19 protein-coding genes are annotated in these 19,306 nt (G+C 67.5%); 11 read left to right on the top strand and 8 right to left on the bottom strand.

What is annotated here, in order from left to right:
• Window positions 1-6 precede the first annotated feature (6 nt).
• The 4 genes from ACODRV_RS05995 to ACODRV_RS05980 form a co-directional block, all read right to left on the bottom strand.
• Entirely contained in the window at window positions 7-1,230 is a 1,224-nt protein-coding gene (locus ACODRV_RS05995) for a BaiN/RdsA family NAD(P)/FAD-dependent oxidoreductase (protein ID WP_488907722.1), read from the bottom strand.
• Window positions 1,231-1,268: 38 nt separating this feature from the next.
• On the bottom strand, window positions 1,269-2,120 hold the full coding sequence (locus ACODRV_RS05990) for a metallophosphoesterase family protein (RefSeq protein ID WP_141625433.1): 852 nt from the start codon (window positions 2,118-2,120) through the stop codon (window positions 1,269-1,271).
• Window positions 2,120-2,986, bottom strand: coding sequence for a diacylglycerol/lipid kinase family protein (locus tag ACODRV_RS05985; protein WP_488907721.1), 867 nt, complete (start codon window positions 2,984-2,986; stop codon window positions 2,120-2,122). Before ACODRV_RS05985 ends, ACODRV_RS05990 begins: the two co-directional genes overlap by 1 nt.
• Window positions 2,987-3,141: 155 nt before the next feature.
• Window positions 3,142-3,486 carry a hypothetical protein gene (locus ACODRV_RS05980; protein WP_488907720.1) on the bottom strand — a complete coding sequence of 115 codons (345 nt, stop codon included), beginning with the start codon at window positions 3,484-3,486 and terminating at the stop codon, window positions 3,142-3,144.
• 160 nt (window positions 3,487-3,646) lie between these two features.
• Here ACODRV_RS05980 and ACODRV_RS05975 point away from each other — a divergent pair, with 160 nt between their 5' ends.
• The 4 genes from ACODRV_RS05975 to ACODRV_RS05960 all read left to right on the top strand — a co-directional run bounded on the left by ACODRV_RS05975 (window position 3,647) and on the right by ACODRV_RS05960 (window position 7,502).
• Window positions 3,647-3,994, top strand: coding sequence for a YMGG-like glycine zipper-containing protein (locus ACODRV_RS05975; RefSeq protein ID WP_141625430.1), 348 nt, complete (start codon window positions 3,647-3,649; stop codon window positions 3,992-3,994).
• A 105-nt stretch (window positions 3,995-4,099) separates the two neighbouring features.
• Window positions 4,100-4,561 carry an OmpA family protein gene (locus tag ACODRV_RS05970; protein WP_488907719.1) on the top strand — a complete coding sequence of 154 codons (462 nt, stop codon included), beginning with the start codon at window positions 4,100-4,102 and terminating at the stop codon, window positions 4,559-4,561.
• An 83-nt stretch (window positions 4,562-4,644) separates the two neighbouring features.
• Window positions 4,645-6,798, top strand: coding sequence for a protein-disulfide reductase DsbD family protein (locus tag ACODRV_RS05965; RefSeq protein WP_488907718.1), 2,154 nt, complete (start codon window positions 4,645-4,647; stop codon window positions 6,796-6,798).
• Window positions 6,799-6,818: 20 nt separating this feature from the next.
• Entirely contained in the window at window positions 6,819-7,502 is a 684-nt protein-coding gene (locus ACODRV_RS05960) for a thioredoxin family protein (protein ID WP_488907717.1), read from the top strand.
• A gap of 16 nt (window positions 7,503-7,518) precedes the next feature.
• Here ACODRV_RS05960 and ACODRV_RS05955 read toward each other — a convergent pair whose 3' ends face one another.
• Complete coding sequence (locus ACODRV_RS05955) at window positions 7,519-7,995, bottom strand: hypothetical protein (protein ID WP_488907716.1); 477 nt, start codon at window positions 7,993-7,995, stop codon at window positions 7,519-7,521.
• A gap of 109 nt (window positions 7,996-8,104) precedes the next feature.
• Between ACODRV_RS05955 and pgi the strand changes: the two genes are divergently transcribed.
• Entirely contained in the window at window positions 8,105-9,730 is a 1,626-nt protein-coding gene (gene pgi / locus ACODRV_RS05950; RefSeq protein ID WP_488907715.1) for a glucose-6-phosphate isomerase, read from the top strand.
• Here the strand turns inward: pgi and ACODRV_RS05945 are convergent, their stop codons facing one another.
• The gene (locus tag ACODRV_RS05945) at window positions 9,731-10,093 is read right to left on the bottom strand and encodes a VOC family protein (protein ID WP_141625425.1); all 363 of its coding nucleotides are present in this window, start codon (window positions 10,091-10,093) and stop codon (window positions 9,731-9,733) included. It lies immediately after the preceding gene.
• A gap of 155 nt (window positions 10,094-10,248) precedes the next feature.
• A complete protein-coding gene (locus ACODRV_RS05940) occupies window positions 10,249-10,671 on the bottom strand; it encodes a YMGG-like glycine zipper-containing protein (RefSeq protein WP_141625424.1) in 423 nt (140 codons plus the stop codon).
• A gap of 158 nt (window positions 10,672-10,829) precedes the next feature.
• Between ACODRV_RS05940 and ACODRV_RS05935 the strand changes: the two genes are divergently transcribed.
• From ACODRV_RS05935 to ACODRV_RS05915, 5 genes are all read left to right on the top strand, one after another.
• The gene (locus ACODRV_RS05935) at window positions 10,830-12,281 is read left to right on the top strand and encodes a tetratricopeptide repeat protein (RefSeq protein WP_488907714.1); all 1,452 of its coding nucleotides are present in this window, start codon (window positions 10,830-10,832) and stop codon (window positions 12,279-12,281) included.
• A 139-nt stretch (window positions 12,282-12,420) separates the two neighbouring features.
• On the top strand, window positions 12,421-12,708 hold the full coding sequence (gene groES, locus ACODRV_RS05930; protein WP_141625422.1) for a co-chaperone GroES: 288 nt from the start codon (window positions 12,421-12,423) through the stop codon (window positions 12,706-12,708).
• A gap of 57 nt (window positions 12,709-12,765) precedes the next feature.
• Entirely contained in the window at window positions 12,766-14,412 is a 1,647-nt protein-coding gene (gene groL, locus ACODRV_RS05925) for a chaperonin GroEL (RefSeq protein ID WP_488907713.1), read from the top strand.
• 272 nt (window positions 14,413-14,684) lie between these two features.
• Window positions 14,685-15,773: an ATP-dependent nuclease gene (locus ACODRV_RS05920; RefSeq protein ID WP_488907712.1), complete on the top strand. Its 1,089-nt coding sequence runs from the start codon at window positions 14,685-14,687 to the stop codon at window positions 15,771-15,773.
• The gene (locus ACODRV_RS05915) at window positions 15,665-16,333 is read left to right on the top strand and encodes a 3'-5' exonuclease (RefSeq protein WP_488907711.1); all 669 of its coding nucleotides are present in this window, start codon (window positions 15,665-15,667) and stop codon (window positions 16,331-16,333) included. Before ACODRV_RS05920 ends, ACODRV_RS05915 begins: the two co-directional genes overlap by 109 nt.
• A 334-nt stretch (window positions 16,334-16,667) precedes the next feature.
• On the opposite strand, the gene ACODRV_RS05910 is transcribed toward ACODRV_RS05915, so the two are convergent.
• The gene (locus ACODRV_RS05910; RefSeq protein WP_488907710.1) at window positions 16,668-17,279 is read right to left on the bottom strand and encodes a hypothetical protein; all 612 of its coding nucleotides are present in this window, start codon (window positions 17,277-17,279) and stop codon (window positions 16,668-16,670) included.
• Between the two features lie 523 nt (window positions 17,280-17,802).
• On the opposite strand from ACODRV_RS05910, the gene ACODRV_RS05905 reads away from it, so the two are divergent.
• Entirely contained in the window at window positions 17,803-19,302 is a 1,500-nt protein-coding gene (locus tag ACODRV_RS05905) for a serine hydrolase domain-containing protein (RefSeq protein ID WP_488907709.1), read from the top strand.
• Window positions 19,303-19,306: the final 4 nt, after the last annotated feature.

The raw sequence follows: 19,306 nt of genomic DNA, 5'->3' as shown, positions 1-19,306 counted from the left end.
GGACAGTCAGGACGGCGTGGCACCCTGCCCGGCCAGACCCAGCCAGTCCAGCACGCCTTCCGCCGCCACGACACCCGAGGCGAAGCTGGCCTGCAGAAGATAACCGCCGGTCGGCGCCTCCCAATCCAGCATTTCGCCGGCGACGAAGACACCCGGCAGAGCCTTCAACATCAGATCATCCGTGACCTGATCCAGCTTTACCCCACCGGCGGACGAGATAGCCCGCTCAAGTCCCTGCACCCCTTTCAGGGTCAGGCGCACCGCCTTGATCCGCCGGGCCAGTTTGTCGGCGCCTTCGGGGATCGCGCCGGGGATTTCCCGCAGCAGGCCGACCGCGGCAGGAGAAAGGCCGCCCGCCTTGCGCAGCCAATTGGTGACGCTGTCCTTGCCGCGCGGCTTCGTCAGTCGACCCGCCATCGCCTCAATGGACAGATCGGGCCGCAGGTCCACCACCAGCTCCGCCGATCCGTCGCGCTGGATCGCATCTCGCAGCGCCGCCGACAGGGCATAGACCGCGCCGCCCTCCAGCCCGTATCGGGTCAGCATCAGATCGCCGCGCACCGACTGCCCCCCGTGGCTCAGGCCGATGGTCTTCAGCGGCTCGCCCGCGAACCGCTCGATCAGCACCTCGCTCCACGCCACGTCGAAGCCGACGTTGGACGGCTTGAACTGCGCCACCTCGACCCCGGCGCCCCGCAGTTCTTCCGTCCACGCCCCATCGGACCCCAGACGCGGCCAACTGGCGCCGCCCAAGGCCAGAACGACGGCGTCGGCCTTTTCAATGGTTTCACCATTCGGCCCGGCGAAGACCCAGCCGCCGTCCCGGCGACCGACCCAACGCGACCGGGTCCGGACTTCCACACCCAAATCCGCCAGTCGCCACAACCAGGCGCGCAAGAGGGGCGAAGCCTTCATCGCCTTGGGGAAGATACGGCCTGATGATCCGGTGAAGGCCGGCTGTCCCAACCCCTCGACCCAGCCGATCAGACGCGTGGGCGAAAAACGCTCCAGCCATCCGGAGACGACCGTCGTCGCCTCACCATAGCGCGACAGGAAGCCTTCCATGGGCTCCGAATGGGTCAGGTTCAGTCCGCCCCGCCCCGCCATCAGGAATTTGCGCGCCACGGACGGCATGGCATCATGCACAACCACGCGCACGCCGCCGCCGGCCAGCCGTTCCGCAGCCATCAGGCCCGCAGGCCCGGCGCCGATCACATGGACGATTTTCATTCGCCGACCTCAAGCGCGGTTCGGACGTCGTGGCAACCTCAGACCGCCGCCGCCTCGCGTTCCCCCGGCACATTGGGATCCGGCGCGGTGGCGGGTTTGCGCGTGTCCTGACGGCGCGGCAGACGCCAGACCTGCGTGTCCTCGAACCGCTCGCCGGTCCAGGCCACGGCCGTCACTGTGATCTCCCGCTTGTCCCAGTCGATCCGGTTGAAGCTGGGCGGCGTCCCTCGCTCGCGGTGGGACAGCGTCCCGCAGCCGATCGCATAAGAGCAATGATCGCCGAGCTGGATCGGCAGGGCGAAGGGAACATGGACATGCCCCGTCGTGATGATGTCGACCCCGGCCTCGGCGAAGATCAGGGCGGCCTCGTCGCCGCGTTTCACGTCCCCCGTCATCGGCGTGCCGATCATCTCGACAAGCGGATGGTGACAGGCCAGCACCCTCAGCGCCCCGACCGGCGCCTGCCGCAGGGCCTCGGCCGCCTTTCGGGTCTGATCCAGATCTATGACGCCTTTCGACCAGTTCGGCCGCGCCTGCCAGCCTCGCGCCGTAACCACACCCCGCACCATCAGCTCGGGGCTCAGAAACTGGTGATCGTGGGCCGGATGCCCCGTCGCGCGTTCAAAAGCCTTCCACGGGTGGAACAGGCGCGCGGCCAGACTCCAGTAGGGCACGTCGTGATTGCCGACGATGACGAACTGCGGGTCCGGCATCCGCCGGATCCAGTCCCCGGCCGCCGCGAACTCATCCGGAAAGCCCTGCTGCGTGATGTCTCCGGTGATCAGGACCAAGTTCGAAGGATTGGCATGCGCATAATCCAGCGCCGCAGAACAGGCACGCTTGTGTTCGCACCCGAAATGGATGTCCGAGAACTGGAGGATGCGCCCCACTAGACGGCATCCTCCGCCGCCGGAGGGATCGGGGCCAGCGCCCGGAAAGCCTCGCGGATGAAACGAACCTTGGCCCTGTGATGCAGTTGCGTCGGCTCGCCGTCGATCACCGCCGGGATGCGAGAGCGAGCAACGATGGCGACCCTCTGGGTGGAGCGCGTCGTCACCGCCGGGTCCTGCCGCCAGTCGTCCATCACGGCGTGCGCGGCCAGACGGAAGGCTTCCATAGCATCGCTCGGGTTCATGGCGGCAGCTTCCAACCCGGTGTTTTCCTCCATCGCGCGGGAAATCATCGGACTGATCAGAACCAGCGCCTCCGCCCGCCGTTCCTTGCGACCGTCCAGTGAGAACCTCAGCCGCCCGCTGAACGCCCGCCTCAGCGCGCGGCGAGCGTGGGCGAAGGCCAGCTTGATCTTGCCTGTTCGCATCGCCTCCCGCGCCGGCGCCCACAGGGCCGGAGAGCCGAATATGGCCGCGCAATAGAAGGACTGGGTGAAATCGCCGTCAGTCACCTCGCCGCCCGCGACCGGCTGCGGCGCTCCTTCCTCCAGCGCGCGGCGCAGAGCCGGCTTCCAGTCGCCGGTGCCGTAAAGCGCCTTGGGCAGCATGTTCATGGTGCCGCCCGGCAAGGGGGCGACCAAGGGGCCTTCAGGCCCGGCGCGCGAGGCGATCGTTCCCGCCGTGCCGTCTCCCGCCAGCACGAACAGGACGTCCGGCTTGGCCTCCAGCGCCGCGTTGATCTGTTCGTCGAACTGACCACCCTCCAGCGCCACAACGGAGGCCTCGCACCCGTAGTCCGCAAGTATGGTCTCCGCCTCAACCACCGCCCGTGGCCCGACGCTGCCGGACAAGGGGTTGATCAGCATTATGACCCGCGTGATAGCCACATGCGGCGTGAGCGCATGCGTCTCCGCGGCCGCGCCCGAAGTCACGGCCGCCGTTCCATCAACCTTGACCGTTGCATCGCCCATGGGGGCCGAACGCCCCGCTCGTGCGAGGGTTCCGGCGCTTCCCTCGGGGCCTACTTCTTGAGCTCTTCCGTCGCGGCGGCGGCGCCGGCCTGAACCGCATTGCCCGCCTTGTCGGCCGCATCGCCCGCCGTGTCGACCGCCTCGTCCGCGACCTTTGGCGCCTCGCCCTTGACCGTGGCGACACCTGCGGCGATCCAGCCGTCCATGATCGCGCCGCCCTCGGCCAGGGACCGCTCCTTGATGCCCAGCACGGCCGTCAGGACGCCGAACACCGCCAGCAGGGTCACAAGCACGCCGACAATCGGATTGGCCCCGCCGCGACGGCGCTTCGTGCGCGCCCACACAGGACTGTGATCCCCATCGTTCGCCATGCGAACCGGTTCAGAAAAACGCATACGCAACCCCCGTCTGCATCCAAAAAACCCCGACCGCCGCCCTCCGCGACCGTCCGGGGCAAGCCTAGTACAGGCTTAACCCTGATCATAGGCTGAGGAACCGCCCAGCTTATCCAGCGTTCTCACCCCAGGGGCGAACCCGAGGATCAAGGAACACATCATGAAAACGGCGATCATCGCGATTGCGGCGGCCGGCCTGATGGCTTCGGCCTGCGCCAGTGACGGTTACGGTTACGGCGGCCCGAACGAAACCGTCCGCCAGGGCGCCATCGGCGCCGGTGTCGGCGCAGTGGCCGGCGCCATCATCGGCAACAACGTAGGCGACGGCAACGCCGGTCGCGGCGCGGCCATCGGCGCGGTCGTCGGCGGCGCCGCCGGCGCCATCCGCGGCTCCAGCCAGGACCGCGCCAACCAGCGCCGCTACACCGACAGTCAAGGCCGGTACTACTACTGCTACGACGGCCGTCAGGACGAGTGCTACTGGGAAAACGGTCAGCGCCGCTACTAGTAGCAAGGGCTGAGGCCTGAGCTTTGGGGGCGGTTCGTCGAAGGGCGGGCCGCCCCTTTTCATGCGCCGCCCGGGGCTGGGCGGAGGACAGACGAGGGGTTGGATATGAAGCGTTTTGTGGTGATCGTGGCGGGCGCGGCGGCGCTGGCGGGGTGCGGCTGGACGCCGGGAATGCGGGACCGGGCCGAGATCGTGGCCGAGCCCTCACCCTGCACGGCCAAACGGTTCGATGTCTATTTCGCCGAGAACGAGGCCCGGCTGACCAGCGCGGCGCTGCAGGCCATCGGCCTGACCGCAACCCAGCTTCAGGGCTGCGACATCAAGCGGGTGCAGGTCGTGGGTCTGGCCTCGGCGACGGGCGGGGTCGCCTCCAATCTGAATCTGTCCGAACAGCGCGCCATCGCCGTGGCCGAAGCCCTGCAAGCCGCGGGCTGGCCAGCGCCCGCGTTCGAGGTCGGCGCGGTCGGCGATGCGGGCGCCACCACCGCGGCAGGGACCAACGAACCCCTGCGTCGCCGGACCGAGGTGCTTGTCGAAGCCGCGCCGAAGCCCCAGCCCCGCCGCTGAGGCGACCTGACGCTGACGGCGGCGCGTGACGACACGGGGGCCGTGCGGCTAAGGTCCGGCGGTTCCGAACGAGAGACCGTCGCGTGCGCCGCCTGTTCCGTCTTCTGATCCTGCTGACCCTCATTCTGGCGCCCGCCGGGATGGCGGCGGCGCAAACCGGCCCCCAGCGCACCGACGAGATCGAGGCCGAGCTGGTGTCCATGAGCCGCTGGGCCACGCCCGGCGGCACGACCGTGGTGGCGGTCCGGCAGAAGATCGAACCCGGCTGGCACACCTACTGGCGCAATCCCGGCGACTCCGGCGGCCCGACCACCCTTCAGTGGACCCTGCCGACAGGCGTTAAGGCGGGCGACATCGTCTGGCCGCTGCCCGAACGGCAGCGGCTGCAGGGACTGGTGAACTACGGCTATGAAGGCGCGGTCTATCTGCCCGTGCCGGTCGAGATCCCCGCCAGCGCACGACCCGGTTCGACCCTGCCGCTGCGGGTGAAGGCCCTGTTCCTCGTCTGCAGCGACGAGATGTGCATTCCACGGGAATTGACGCTGGGGCTGGATCTGCCGATTCGCGAAGGCGCAGCCCCTCAGGACGCCGCGCACGGCGCCGCCATCGCCCGCATCCTCGAGCAGGCGCCACGCCCGGCGGGGATCACCGCTCGCGCGACCCTCGAGAACGGCGTCCTGACCCTGTCGGCCACCGGCGGACCTCTGGCTGGAGGCGATCCGGGACCGACCTATTTCTTCCCATTCGAAAGCGGGACCATCGACCATGCGGGCGCCCAAAGCGGCTCATGGGGTCCGAACGGCCTGACGCTGGTGCTGACCGCGGGCGGGAAGATGGCCGCGGGCGGCCTGACAGGCCCTGTCGCCGGCGTGCTGGCTACCTCGAAGGGCGCCTTCGAGATCACCGCCCAGCCCGGCGCGCCCCTGCCCGGCGCGACCGGCTCAGGCGCACTGGCCCCGCTGGATGACGCCGCCCCGACCCCGGGCGCCTCCGCTCCCGCGACCGGGTGGATCGTGTTCGCGCAAGCTCTGGTCTTCGCCCTGCTGGGCGGGCTGATCCTGAACCTGATGCCCTGCGTCTTCCCCATTCTGGCGATGAAGGCGGCGGCGCTGGCCGCCTCGGCCCATGACGCGAGACGCGCGCGGGCAGATGGCCTCGCCTTCCTCGCCGGCGTTCTGACGACCTTCATCATCCTCGCCGGCGCCCTGCTGGGTCTGCGGGCGGCGGGCGAGGCCGTCGGCTGGGGCTTCCAGCTGCAGTCCGCGCCGGTCACAGCCGGTCTGGCCCTGCTGATGCTGGCGGTGGCCCTGAACCTGTCGGGCGTCTTCCACATCGGCGGTGGATTGCAGGGCGTGGGCTCGGGCCCCCTGTCCCGACTGCCCGGCGGCGCGGGGTCCTTCTTCACAGGCGCGCTGGCGGTGATCGTAGCCGCGCCCTGCACCGCCCCCTTCATGGCCTTCGCCCTGGGCGCGGCCCTGTTGATGCCCTGGCCGATGGCGCTGGCGGTCTTCCTGATGTTGGGACTGGGTCTGGCCCTGCCCTATGTGGCCATCAGCCTGACGCCGCGCCTGCTGTCGAAACTGCCGCGCCCCGGTGCCTGGATGGACCGGCTGAAAAGCCTCCTTGCCTTCCCGATGTACGGCGCCGCCCTGTGGCTGGCCTGGGTGTTCAGCAACCAGACAGGCGCCGAGGGTCTGGGCCTGTTGTTCGCCGCCGGTCTGGCGGGCGCGACGGGCCTGTGGCTGGTCGGCGCGGGGCAGGGCGAGCGGGCGCTGGGCCGTCGCGGGGTGATCCACACCATTGCGGGCGCGGCTCTGCTTCTGGCCATGCTGGGCGCCGCGACCCTCGCGGCCCGCGCGCCGGTCGAAGCCCCTTCAGCAGACGCCGGAACCGGCGAACTGTCATCGGCCCCGTGGTCGGCGCAGGCGGTCCAGACCGCCCTGTCCGAAGGCCGGCCGGTGCTGGTGAACTTCACCGCGGACTGGTGCGTGACCTGCAAGATCAACGAACGGACCTCCCTGACCACGCCGGGCGTGAAGCGGGCGATGGAACAGTCGCGCGCCGTCTATCTGATCGGCGACTGGACGCGGCGTGATGACGCGATCACCGCCGAGTTGCAGCGCCACGGCCGGTCAGGCGTTCCGCTTTACCTGCTTTACCGGCCCGGACAGGCCGGACCGGAAATCCTGCCCCAATTGCTGACCGAGGGCGTCGTCGTCGAGGCCCTGAAGCCCTGACCCCACTGAAGGAGACCGCCATGGTTCGCGCCCTGCCCCTTCCGACGCTGGTCGTCGCCCTCGCCGCCCTGTCTCTCGCCGCCTGCCAGCAGCAGGCCGCCGCGCCCGCGGGAAAGGCTGACGCGCCGGCCGCAACCACCGCCGCGCCGGGGGCCATACCAATGCCCGGTCAGGCCGCTCCGGCCTTCACCCTGATCGATTCAGAAGGCGCCCCCCGCTCGCTGGCGGACTTCCGGGGCAAGATCGTGGTTCTGGAATGGACCAACGAAGGCTGTCCCTACGTCCAGAAGCACTATTCGGGCGCCATGCAGGCGCTTCAGAGGGAAGCGGCTGAAGACGGCATCGTCTGGCTGAGTGTCATCTCGTCAGCGCCCGGTACGCAGGGCCATGTCGAAGGCGAAAGCGCACGAAGCTGGAAAACCCGCACCAAGGCGAATGCAACCCACCTTTTGCTGGACCCGACAGGTCAGGTCGGCCGCGCTTACGGCGCCAAGACCACGCCGGACATGCGGATCATCGACCGGGAAGGACGGCTGGTCTTCGTCGGCGGCATTGATGACAAGCCCACCAATGACGTCGCCGACCTGCAAGGCGCGACGAATTTCGTCCGCGCGGCGCTGGATGACGTGATGTCGGACCGCCCTGTGCGGACCGCCTTCGCGACTCCTTACGGATGCTCGGTAAAGTACGCGGACGAGGCGTAGTCCCGGCCCTCGGCCTCTAGACCGGGGGCTGCGGCGGCGCGGTGATGACTTCGATGTTGTCGTTCAGCAGGTAGTGGAGCTCGTCCAGCGCGACGCGGCGTTCGGCCGGGGTGGCGGCGGTGCGGACGGCCTCGACCTTCCTCGGCATGTCTTCCGAAATGCCGCGCAGGATGCATTTCAGATCGCCGTCGGTACCCCGCTCCTTGAGGATCAGATGCCCCTGCATGTCGAGGTCGGCCAGCGCCGTGGTCTCGGTCTCGAACCGGCCGAGCGCCTCGGGGGTCATGTACCAGTCGGGCGCGGAAGCCAGATTGGCCTGCCACTGGCCGACCACGCCGCGCAGCGCTCCGGCGCGACTGACGATATCGGCGAACAGGGGCTCGTCCGCGACTGAAACCGGAGCGTCGGCGACGGCGCGCGGTTGCTCCGCCGCCAGGGCGACGTTGGGGTCTGTGAGCAGCAGAGAGATCGCGAGGGCGACGCCGCAGGACATAAGCAACCTCAATTGTTTTGCCGAATCACCGATTCGACGTTGAACCGGCTTACGCCCGACCCGTAAACGAGGGTTTACGACTCCCCGCCGACCGCCGCCGAGATCGCCGATGACCGCCCGCAATCAAGCCCTCGACCTTCTCCGCGCCGTGGCGCGCAAGGACGCGGGGGCGCGCATCGTCCACCATTTCGCTACCGACCCGGGCCGGATCGACCGGATGAGCGTGGATGCGGCGGGCCTGTATCTGGACCTGTCGAAGCAGTCCTGGAGCGCCGAGGGCTTCGAGGCCGCGCTGGATGTCGCCCGCGCCTGTGACGTCGAGGGTCGCCGCAACGCCCTTTTCGGCGGCGAGGCCGTGAACAACACCGAGGGCCGGGCCGTCCTGCACCCCGCCCTGCGCGCCGCCGAAGGGGCCGACTTCCACGCCTTGGGCGAAGCTGTGTCGAAGGAGGTCGACGAGACCCGTGACGCCATGGCGCAATACGCCGCCGACATCCGCTCGGGCGCCGAAACCGGCGGGACCAAGCAACCCTTCACGGCCATCGTCCACATCGGGATCGGCGGATCGGATCTGGGGCCGCGCCTGCTGTGGGATGCGCTGAAGCCGCTGGAACCGGCGATCGACCTGCGCTTCGTGGCCAATATCGATCCTCGCGACATGGCCGAGGCGCTGGCGGGGCTGGAGCCCGAAACGACGCTGGTGGTGGTCGTCTCCAAGACCTTCACCACGCAGGAGACCCTGGCCAACGCCGAACTGGCCAAGGCCTGGTTGGCCGAAAGCCTGTCACCGCGCCGGATGATCCGCCACCTGATCGGCGTCACCGCCGCGCCGGACAAGGCCAGGGACTGGGGCTGTGGTCGCACCTTCGGCTTCCGCGACTGGGTCGGCGGTCGCTATTCGCTGTGGTCGGCGGTCTCCCTATCGGTCGCAGTGGCGCTTGGCTGGGATGTGTTCGAGCGGGTGCTGGCCGGCGCCCGCGCGATGGACGACCATTTCGCCGAGGCAGATCTGGAGAAGAACGCACCGGTGCTGCTGGCGCTGGCGCAGGTCTTCAACATCGAGGGGTTGGATCGCCACGCCCGCACCGTCGCCCCCTACGCCCACGGCCTGCGCCGCCTGCCTGCCTTCCTGCAGCAGCTGGAGATGGAGTCAAACGGCAAACGGGTGAAGCGCGACGGCACGCCCGTCGACACCGCCACCGGCCCCATCGTGTTCGGTGAACCGGGCACCAACGGCCAGCACGCCTTCTTCCAGCAGATCCATCAGGGGCCGACCGTGGTTCCCGCCGAATTCGTGGTCGTCGGCCATACGTCGGCGACTGCGATGGACGACCGCGAGGGCGACGCGCCTCTGTGGTCCAACGCGCTGGCGCAAGCGCAGGCCCTGATGGTCGGCAAGACGGAGAAGGACGCCCGGGCCGAATTGATCGCAGCAGGCGCGTCGGAGGCCGAGGCGGACCGTCTGGCCCCGCACAAGACCTTCCCCGGCGACCGCCCGTCCTCCACCATCCTGATGGACGCCTTGACCCCCGAAGCCGTCGGCGCCCTTCTGGCCCTTTATGAGCACAAGACCTTCGTCGAAGGTGTGATCTGGGACATCAACAGCTTCGACCAATGGGGTGTCGAACTGGGCAAGGTTCTGGCCAAGACCATCCTGAAGGACGTCGAGGCGGGTGAGCCGTCAGCCGGCCTCGACCCGTCGACGGCGGAGTTGATGAAGCGACTGATGGTTTGATCAGTTCGCCGGCGGCTGCCACAGCTCAATAGCGTTGCCTTCGGGGTCATGAATGCGGGCGAAACGACCCATCTCGGGCGTCGCGTCCCATTCGTCCTTGGTGATGATCTCAACGCCCGCCGCACGCAATGACGCCAACAGGCCATCCAGATCATCGACCCGCAGGTTCAGCATGAAGGCCTTGTCGGCGGCGAAATAGTCGCTGTCAGCCTTGAAGGGGGCGAAGACCGTCGGCCCGGCCTGTTGGTCCCAGACGTAGACGCCCGGAGGCGCACCGACGCCCAGATGCTCGAGATACCAGGCCGCCAGGGCCTCGGGATCTTTCGAGCGGAAGAAGAAGCCGCCGATGCCGGTAACCGCCATGTCTTTGTCCTCCCTGACGGCGGCACCTTGCGCCGGGACGATGCTGGACGCCAGAGGACCGGCACACGGGAAAAAGGCGGGCCCCTTTTCAGGAGGCCCGCCTTCCTCGCCCACACGTCCGATCAATTCACACGAACGGACGGAAGGGTGTTCTGTTACCAGCGACGATCGTAGCGATAGTCGCGGCGTTCGCGACGCTCATCACGGCGGTGTTCGCGGTAGTCACGACGCTGCTCCCAGCGCGGGTCGCGGCTGTTGATGCCGTGCTCGCGTTCCCAGTGACCCTGGTTCCGGTAGCAGCGACCACCACGATAATAGCCGCAGTCATCGTCACGGTTGTTGCTGGCGGCGGCGCCGAGGGCCGCCCCGGCGAGGGCGCCGCCGACGACATAGGCGCCGTCGCCGTTACCCACAGCCGCGCCGGCGATGCCGCCGACCACAGCGCCGATAATGGCGTTACGACCGCTGTTGTCGCGGTCACGATCACGGCTCTGGGCCTCGGCCGGAGCGGCGGCCATCAGGGTCATGGCGCCGACCAGGGCCGGGGCGGCGAAAGCGATTTTCGAAAACGTCTTCATGGTCGGTTCCTTTCGAACGGGACCGGCGTCTCCGCCGGGTGTGAGGACCGTTATGCCGGTGGCAGCCTGAACCGGCCGGGAGAGAGGCGTTCAGTTTCGGTTCACCTTGCATAAATCGCTGTAATGTCGGCTGATGCCCGGAAAGGGAGAGGTCGGGCATGAAACGGCTGCTGGCGATCATCATGCTATCGACCGCTTCAGGACTGGCGCTGACGCTGGCCGCCGCCCCCGCCGCGGCGCAGGTGGTTCAACAGCCTCCACCGCCTCCGCCACCGCCGCCGCCGCCGCCTCCACCGCCTCCACCGCCTCCCGCGGTCGCCCCACCGGCCGATGTCCGTATCTCCGCGGCGACCGAAGTCGATCCCATCAGCGCCATCCTGCGGCGCGAAACTGATGCCGGAGCCGCCGCCGAAGCCTTGGTCGCGCTGGGGGTCGAACGCTACGGAGCCGGTGACGCCGACGGCGCGGTGGTCGCGTTGAAGGCGGCGGTCGAGGTGGTCGAGACCCGGCTGGGGCCGGATTCGAAGGTTGCGGCCCACCCGCTGGCCGTACGGGCGAGGCTGAAGCTGGAGACCGGCGACTATGTCGGCGCCCTGGCCGACATCGAACGCGCTTTGGCGCTGCTGGGCGAAGCGGGCGCCGACCCGCTGGAGCGGGCGACCCTCAGCTATGACCGCGCCCGCGCCCTGGACGCCCTCGGCCGCAACGAGGAAGCCGAGGCCTCGGCGCGCGCCAGTCTGGAGCTTCGCCGCGCCCATCTTGGCGAGGTGCACGAGAAGACCGCCGACAGCCTGAATCTTGTCGCCAACGCCCTGACCGCGCAGGGACGCCATGCCGAGGCCGATCCGCTGTACCGGCAGGTGCTGGGCATGTATGAAGTACTGTACGGACCGGACGACTTCCACGTCGCCATTGTTCTGTCGAACCTGGGCAACTCCCTGCGCCGCACCGGGCGGGCGCATCAGGCGGAGCCCCTGTATGTCCGCGCCGTGGACATCGCGGAGAAGGCGAACGATCCGGTCCTGCTGGCCCAGTGCCTGACCAACTACGGCTGGTATCTGCATGTGACCAAACAGGGCGAACGCGCCGAGGCGCCGTTCCGACGGGCGCTCGAGCTGGCGCTGGACATCGTCGGGCCGGACCATCCCTTCACCGGCAACGCCCGCGCCAATCTCGGCTACGCCCTGTCCGATCAGGGCCGCTGGACCGAGGCCGAGGCGCCGTTTCGGGAAGGACTGGCGGTCTATGAAGCAGGCGTGGGCGCGGACAGTCCCGATCTGCTGGACACCCTGACCGGCTATGCCGCCGTACTGGACCGGCTGGGCCGGGCGCCGGAGGCGGAGGCCCTGTACCAGCGCGCGCGCGCCATCGCCGCGGCCCACCTGCCCCCCGCCCACGCCACCGCGCTGTCCGGCGCCGAGCAGTACGCCGGCTTCCTGATCAACCGCGCCCGCTCGGATGAGGCGCTGGTGCTGGTCCGTGGGGGACTGGGCGATCTGCTGGGCCAGCAGGCCCGTGGTCGTGACTGGCGCACCCGCGTGCGCGGGGCCCGCCCGCTGTTCGCCCGCCAGGTCGAGGCCGCCTGGACCCTGGCCGCCGCGTCGGACTGACCCGCGTCACAAGCACCTCACCGCTTGACGTTCACGAGCCGCCGCCCTACCTCCCGCTCGCGTTAGCACTCGTGGCTGTCGGCTGCCAAAACGGCTCGCCGCGCCCGGGGGCTTCGAACTTCTCAAGGGAGATACACAAATGGCGTTTCGTCCGCTCGGCGACCGCGTGCTCGTGAAGCGCGTTGAAGAAGAATCCAAGACCAAGGGTGGCATCATCATCCCCGACACCGCCAAGGAAAAGCCGCAGGAAGGCGAAGTCGTCGCCGTCGGCGCCGGCGTCCGTGACGACAGTGGCGTTGTCCAGGCTCTGGAACTTAAGGCCGGCGACCGCATCCTGTTCGGCAAATGGTCGGGCACCGAGATCAAGATCGATGGCGAAGACCTGATCATCATGAAGGAATCGGACGTGCTGGGCGTGCTCTCGTAAGCACCCGCGTCTGATCGCCTAACTCCAGAAATTCATACAAGACAGGAGCTGCCGCCAATGGCCGCCAAGATCGTACAGTTCAACACCGACGCCCGTGACAAGATGCTGCGCGGCGTCAACGTGCTCGCCAACGCCGTGAAGGTCACGCTGGGGCCGAAGGGCCGCAATGTCGTGATCCAGAAGTCGTTCGGCGCCCCGCGCTCGACCAAGGACGGCGTTTCGGTCGCCAAGGAAATCGAGCTGGAAGACGCCTTCGAGAACATGGGCGCCCAGATGATCCGCGAAGTCGCGTCGAAGACGAACGACAAGGCGGGTGACGGCACCACCACCGCGACCGTCCTGGCCCAGGCCATCGTTCAGGAAGGCCTCAAGGCCGTCGCCGCCGGCATGAACCCGATGGACCTGAAGCGCGGCATCGACAAGGCGGTCACCGCCGTCCTGGCCGAGGTCAAGGCCAGCTCCAAGAAGGTCACCTCCAACGACGAGATCGCCCAGGTCGGCACCATCTCGGCCAACGGCGACGCCGAAGTCGGCGGCCTGATCGCCGAAGCCATGGCCAAGGTCGGCAACGACGGGGTCATCACCGTTGAAGAAGCCAAGACCGCCGAAACCACCGTCGACATCGTCGAGGGCATGCAGTTCGACCGCGGCTACCTGAGCCCCTACTTCATCACCAACGCCGACAAGATGGAGGCCCAGCTCGAGGAGCCGCTCATCCTGCTCCACGAGAAGAAGCTGTCCTCCCTGCAGGCCATGCTCCCGATCCTGGAAGCCGTGGTCCAGTCGGGTCGCCCGCTGATCATCATCGCCGAGGACATCGAGGGCGAGGCCCTGGCCACCCTGGTGGTCAACAAGCTGCGCGGCGGCCTGCGCGTCGCCGCCGTCAAGGCGCCGGGCTTCGGCGACCGCCGCAAGGCCATGCTGGAAGACATCGCCATCCTGACCGGCGGCCAGGTCATCTCGGAAGACCTGGGCATCAAGCTGGAGAACGTGACCCTGGACATGCTGGGTCGCGCCAAGAAGGTCACCATCACCAAGGACGACACCACCATCGTGGAAGGCGTCGGCGAGAAGGCGGACATCGAAGGCCGCGTCGCCCAGATCAAGGCCCAGATCGAAGCCACGACCTCGGACTACGACAAGGAGAAGCTGCAGGAACGTCTGGCCAAGCTGGCCGGCGGCGTCGCCGTCCTGCGCGTCGGCGGCTCGACCGAGGTCGAGGTGAAGGAGAAGAAGGACCGCGTCGACGACGCCCTGAACGCCACCCGCGCCGCGGCTGACGAAGGCATCGTCCCGGGCGGCGGCATCGCCCTGCTGAAGGCCTCCAAGGTCCTGGCCGACGTCAAGGGTGACAACGCCGACCAGACCGCCGGCATCGCCATCATCCGTCGCGCCCTGCAGGCTCCGATCCGTCAGATCTCGGAAAACGCGGGCGTCGAGGGTTCGATCGTCGTCGGCAAGGTCCTCGAAAGCACCGACGCTTCGTTCGGCTTCAACGCCCAGACCGAAGAGTACGGCGACCTGGTCAAGATGGGCGTCATCGACCCCGCCAAGGTGGTCCGCACCGCCCTGCAGGACGCCGCCTCCGTGGCCGGCATCCTGATCACGACCGAAGCCGCCGTGGCTGACGCGCCCAAGAAGGGCGGCGCCGGCGCCCCCGACATGGGCGGCGGCATGGGCGGCATGGGCGGGATGGACTTCTAACGAAGTCCAATTGTCATCCTGGCCGAAGGGCGGCGCGAGCCGCCCGGAGCGCCGGGACGCTCAGACTGAAAACGAAGAAGGCGCCCCGGGAGACCGGGGCGCCTTTTTTGTCCGCTACGTTCCCAGCAACTCCTCACTTTCGACCAGACGCATCGTCACGGTCGGACCTACGCTTCACGGCGACAAAGTGTAGGTTGTGAGCCACCACCACCATGAGCTACTGACCACGAACTTGGTGGGTTCTGACACGATCCGTAAACTTCGGGCGAACAATGAAGATCAGCAAAGTCCGGATTAAGGATTTCCGAGGCGTCAGCGACTTAGAGCTTCAGCTCGACGAAACGACCGTCATTTTTGGGGCGAATAACACCGGGAAATCGACCGTGCTTGCCGCAATTCATGCTGTGCTGAGCCGGGCGGCAGGGCGGAAATCTGGAATCTTTAGCGAGTACGACTACCGGCTAGACGGCGACGGGGTGCCGACGGATTCTCCACCTATCGAAATCACCCTCACGTTTACCGAAGGCGAAGCTGACGAATGGCCTGATGCAAAGGTTCAACAGCTTGGCAACGTGGTCGGCATTTCGCCGAACGGGCTTCAGATCGTCGCTCTCAAGGTCACCGGTAAGTACGACGACGCGCTCGATATGTTTACGTCCAACTTCGAGTTCCTAGACCCCGCCGGTAACCCGCTCCCGCCGAACGGAACGGCCGTTCGGAGGCTCCAACAGATCATACCCGCATTTTATCTCGCGGCCTTAAGGGATGCTGGGAAAGAGTTTAGGGCTGGCGCCCCGTTCTGGGGGCCATTCGTCAAAGCGTTGAAGATTGATCCTAGCGTCCGCCAGCAGATTGAGGATCAGATCGCAGCGCTCAATCAGCAGGTGCTCGATGCTCACGAGGGGTTCGAGACCGTAAAGCAGAGCCTCTCGAAATCCGCAAAACTGGTTCCCTTAGGGGGCGGAGATGCGCCGGTTAGCATCGAAGCTTTGCCAAACCGGGTTTTTGACATCCTAGCAAAGACCCAAGTTCTTCTTTCCGGGGCCTCCGGCGCTGCACTGCCATTAGCTCAACATGGCGAAGGCACTCAAAGCCTCGCAGTGATGTGCCTATTCGACGCGTTCTTGGACGCGAGGCTCATTGGTGAGTTTGGAGAGGGAGCCGTACCAATTCTGACCTTGGAAGAACCAGAAGCGCATCTCCATCCGGCAGCTGCTAGGGCAATCCTCAGGATCGTGAGCAGATACGTCGATTGTCGAAGGCATTCTACGATCTTGAAGGCCTCCAAATTGACGGAGCTGCTGTCGCAGCGAACGCTTCAGCTTTCGAAGGCAGCGCCCTTCGAGCCTTCGCCGATCTAGCCGCTGCAAAGCAGGGCCTTACTGGCACGACGAGCGCCTACCTCGCCGTCTCTCTCACGGCTTTGGCGGACCGACTGGACTTCAGATCATTCTGTGATGCGACCTTCAGGTGGTGCGATGCGCTTGAGAATATCGCGTTCGATACTGAGGGACATTTCGCGGACTATGCCGATGAGAAAAATACTTGGGGCACGTTGGTGAGCGAGATCGAAGGCCAGTTTGGCTCTGCCAGCACCACCTTGAACGTTTTGCTCCAAGAACTGGACATGCGTTCAAAGACACCGTCCCCTTCAAAAGACGCTGTGCCTTGTTTCACCATCCACGCTTCGAAGGGGATGGAATTCGGACATGTCTATCTCGTGGCAATGGTTGATGATCAACTACCTAGCTGGGCCGCAGTTAAGAAGGGGCCGGCTAGCACCGAGATGCAGGAAGAGCGGCGCAACTGCTTCGTGGCGATTACGCGCACTGAAGAGAGTTTAACGCTGACCTATGCTGACCGGATGAACGGGTGGGATAAGCAACCGTCGCGCTTCTTAAAAGAAATGGGTCTTGTCTAGCGCGGGGACCGCGCTGATGTTTTGAGCCACTCGCTTCGGCGAAGTGGGAGCCCGGAGTCGCTTGCGCCTGAGGTCACACGGACCTTCCCAAGACCCCGGGCGTGAGGCTGGCCAAGACCGTGGCCCGACGTTGATTACTGCGCGCCGTCCGTCGGGTCGCCGGGATAAACGGATATGGGGAGGTGAGAGTCCCTCTCCCCGCAGGGGCGGAGGTCAGACGGTGTCTGGGGCGGGTGCCCGTCTACTCTTCTTCGCCCTGCGGGCTTCGCAGGGTTCCCCTTCCCGCGAAGCGGAAAGGTGATGCGGTGTTCATGACGGGCGGTCTGTTCCCGCGTCAGGAACCGTCCGGGCCCTTGGCGTTCGCGGGCGGGGCGGGGGCGGCGTTGAGGACGGCGATGCGGGCGTCCTGATCGGCCTGTGGGGGAATGCCCAGCGCGGTGCGGAGCGAGTCCGGGACCAGATCGCGATCATAGGGGTCGAGCGTGGGGGGACCGTCTGGCGTCTTTCGCGTCTGGGTGCCGTAGATTTGCGCCTTGCCGGTCATCTGGAGATAGCGATCAAGCGTCGCCGCGGCGATCCAGGCGCTTTCACTGTCGCCCCGGGCGAGGGCGGCGACGGCGAGGCTGTGGGCCAGCAGATAGTCCTCGGGCGTGGAGCCGTGCTGGAAGACGAAGGCGGCGGCGCGGTAGTCCCGCGCCGTGCGCAGGGCGCCGGCCTCGAGAAGGGCGCGGGTGCGGCGGCGACGTTCGGCGTCCTCGGCGATCATGGTCTGGAGGAAGGCGCGGTCGCGGAGGCGTTCGGGGGTCATGCCGTGACGCACGGCCTGATCGGCCTCAAGCATGGCGGCCATTTCGGGGTTGTCAGAGGGAGTTGGGTCCTGCGCCCGGCCCGGTCCGGAGACCAGCAGAACGGCGGCGATGACGAAGGCGGGCAGGATCAGGCGCATGAGGCTCTCCGTTGCGGGAAGGCGCGCGATTGCCGGTTGGGCTTTGCACCCGGATTGCAGGGACGAAACAATCGGGCGGTTCGGGCGATTGGGAAGGAAGGGCGCCTGTGCGGCTTCAGGAACCCCTCCACCCTTCTTCGCCCTGCGGGCTTCGAAGGGTCCCCCTCGCCGCAGAGGGGGGGGTAGGACATCCGGAAGTTCAGCCGAATTTCTGAGGCGAACCGCCCGGAAATCAGCGGCTTGTAAAAAACAGTTCGCCATCTGCCGGCGGGGCCTTCGGGGGCGTCGACGGCGGCACTGGCCCGTGAGGCGTGGGCGGCATAGGCCCATGACGGCCAGCGCGCTTCGTCGGGCGACTGGCGGACCTGGGTGTTTCTGGCCGGGCGGATGCGCTGGTCTGGGCGATCACCGAGCTGTCGCGGCCCCGGTGGGAGGGGCCCCGGCTGACGCAGCTGTAAGCGCCACAATGCTGACCATATTCGCTACAAGTGTAGCGCTACATTTGTAGCGAAAGGGTGTGCGTATGCGGGCGGGTTGGCAGAGGGCGGCGGTGGTGATCGCGGTGGCGATGACGCTGGGGGCGGGACAGGCGGCGGCCCGGCAGGCGGCTTCCGCCCCCGCTCCGGCGGCGCAGGTGGAGATCCTGAGCAGCGCGCAGCAGGCCGAGATCGACCGCTATGTGCTGGCCGAGATGGAGCGGCAGCGGGTTCCGGGGCTGGCGGTGGGGATCTATCTGCAGGGGCGGCCGGTGCTGATGAAGGGCTACGGGCTGGCCGATGTGGAGTGGGCCGCGCCGATGGGGCCGGACACGCGGATGCAGACCGGCTCGCTGGGCAAGCAGTTCGTGGCGACGGCGATCCTGAAGCTGGTCGAGGAGGGCAAGGTGGCGCTGGACGCGCCGCTGAGCCGGTACTTCCCCGAGGCGACGGCCAGCTGGGACGGGGTGACTGTGGCGCATCTGCTGTCGCACACCTCGGGCATCGGCTCGTATGACAATCCCGAGCTGATCGGGCCGGGCGGGCCGTTCGACATCCGCCGGGACTACTCCGAGGACGAGCTGGCGACGGCGATCGCGGCCCTGCCCAACGCATTCGAGGCGGGGAGCCAGTGGAGTTACAACAACGCCAACTATGTGCTGCTGGGCATACTGATCCACCGCGTGACGGGGCAGCCCTACGGCGACTATCTGCGCGATGTGTTCTTCGCCCCGTTGGGGATGAGCGCGACGCGGGTGATCTCGGACACGGACGTGATCCCGCGCCGGGCCTCGGGCTATGAGATGCACGCCGGGCGGCTGAGGAACCAGGCGTGGGTGTCGCCGACCTTCAACTCGACCGCCGACGGGACGATCTACACCACGGTCGAGGACATGGGCCGGTGGGAGCGGGCGCTGGTCGAGGGCGGGCTGGTGTCGCCGGCCTCGCTGGCGACAATGTGGACCGTCCAGCCTCTGGCGGACGGGACGCCGAACCCCGGACGGTACGGCTTCGGCTGGAAGATCGACACGATGCGCGGCACGCGCCGGATCATGCACAACGGGTCTTGGCAGGGCTTCACCAGCAGCATGACGCGCTATCCGGACCGGGGCGTCACGGTGGTGGTGTTCGCCAATCTGGACACTTCGGGAAACCCGGCGCTGATCGCGCGGATCGTGGCGGGACTGGTCGATCCCACGCTGATGCCCGGACCGGCCCCGGCCCTGCCAGACGACGCGGCGCGGGCGCGGAAGGTGCGGACCTTCCTGGCGAAGGCGGCGGACGGCGACGATCTGAAGGCGGAATTCGTCGAGGGCAGCCCCTACGAGCACAGCCCCGAACTGGCGCAGGAGCTGCAAGGCTCCCTGCCCGCCGGCTGGCGCGAGGCGCCGATGATCCTCGTGCAGGACCTGACCCGGCCGGACGGCAGCGGACGATACGGCTATCGCGTCGGGCCGGAGGGGAACACCCGCCTGCTGACCGTAGCGCTGGCGCCGTCGGGGCGGGTTCAGGGCTTCGGCGTCGGGCCGGACCCGGACAACCGCTAGGGCG

This window comes from Brevundimonas sp. FG8, from assembly GCF_057808845.1.
Note: the sequence above shows the minus strand (reverse complement) of the source record. Positions and strands in the feature narration are given on the sequence as shown.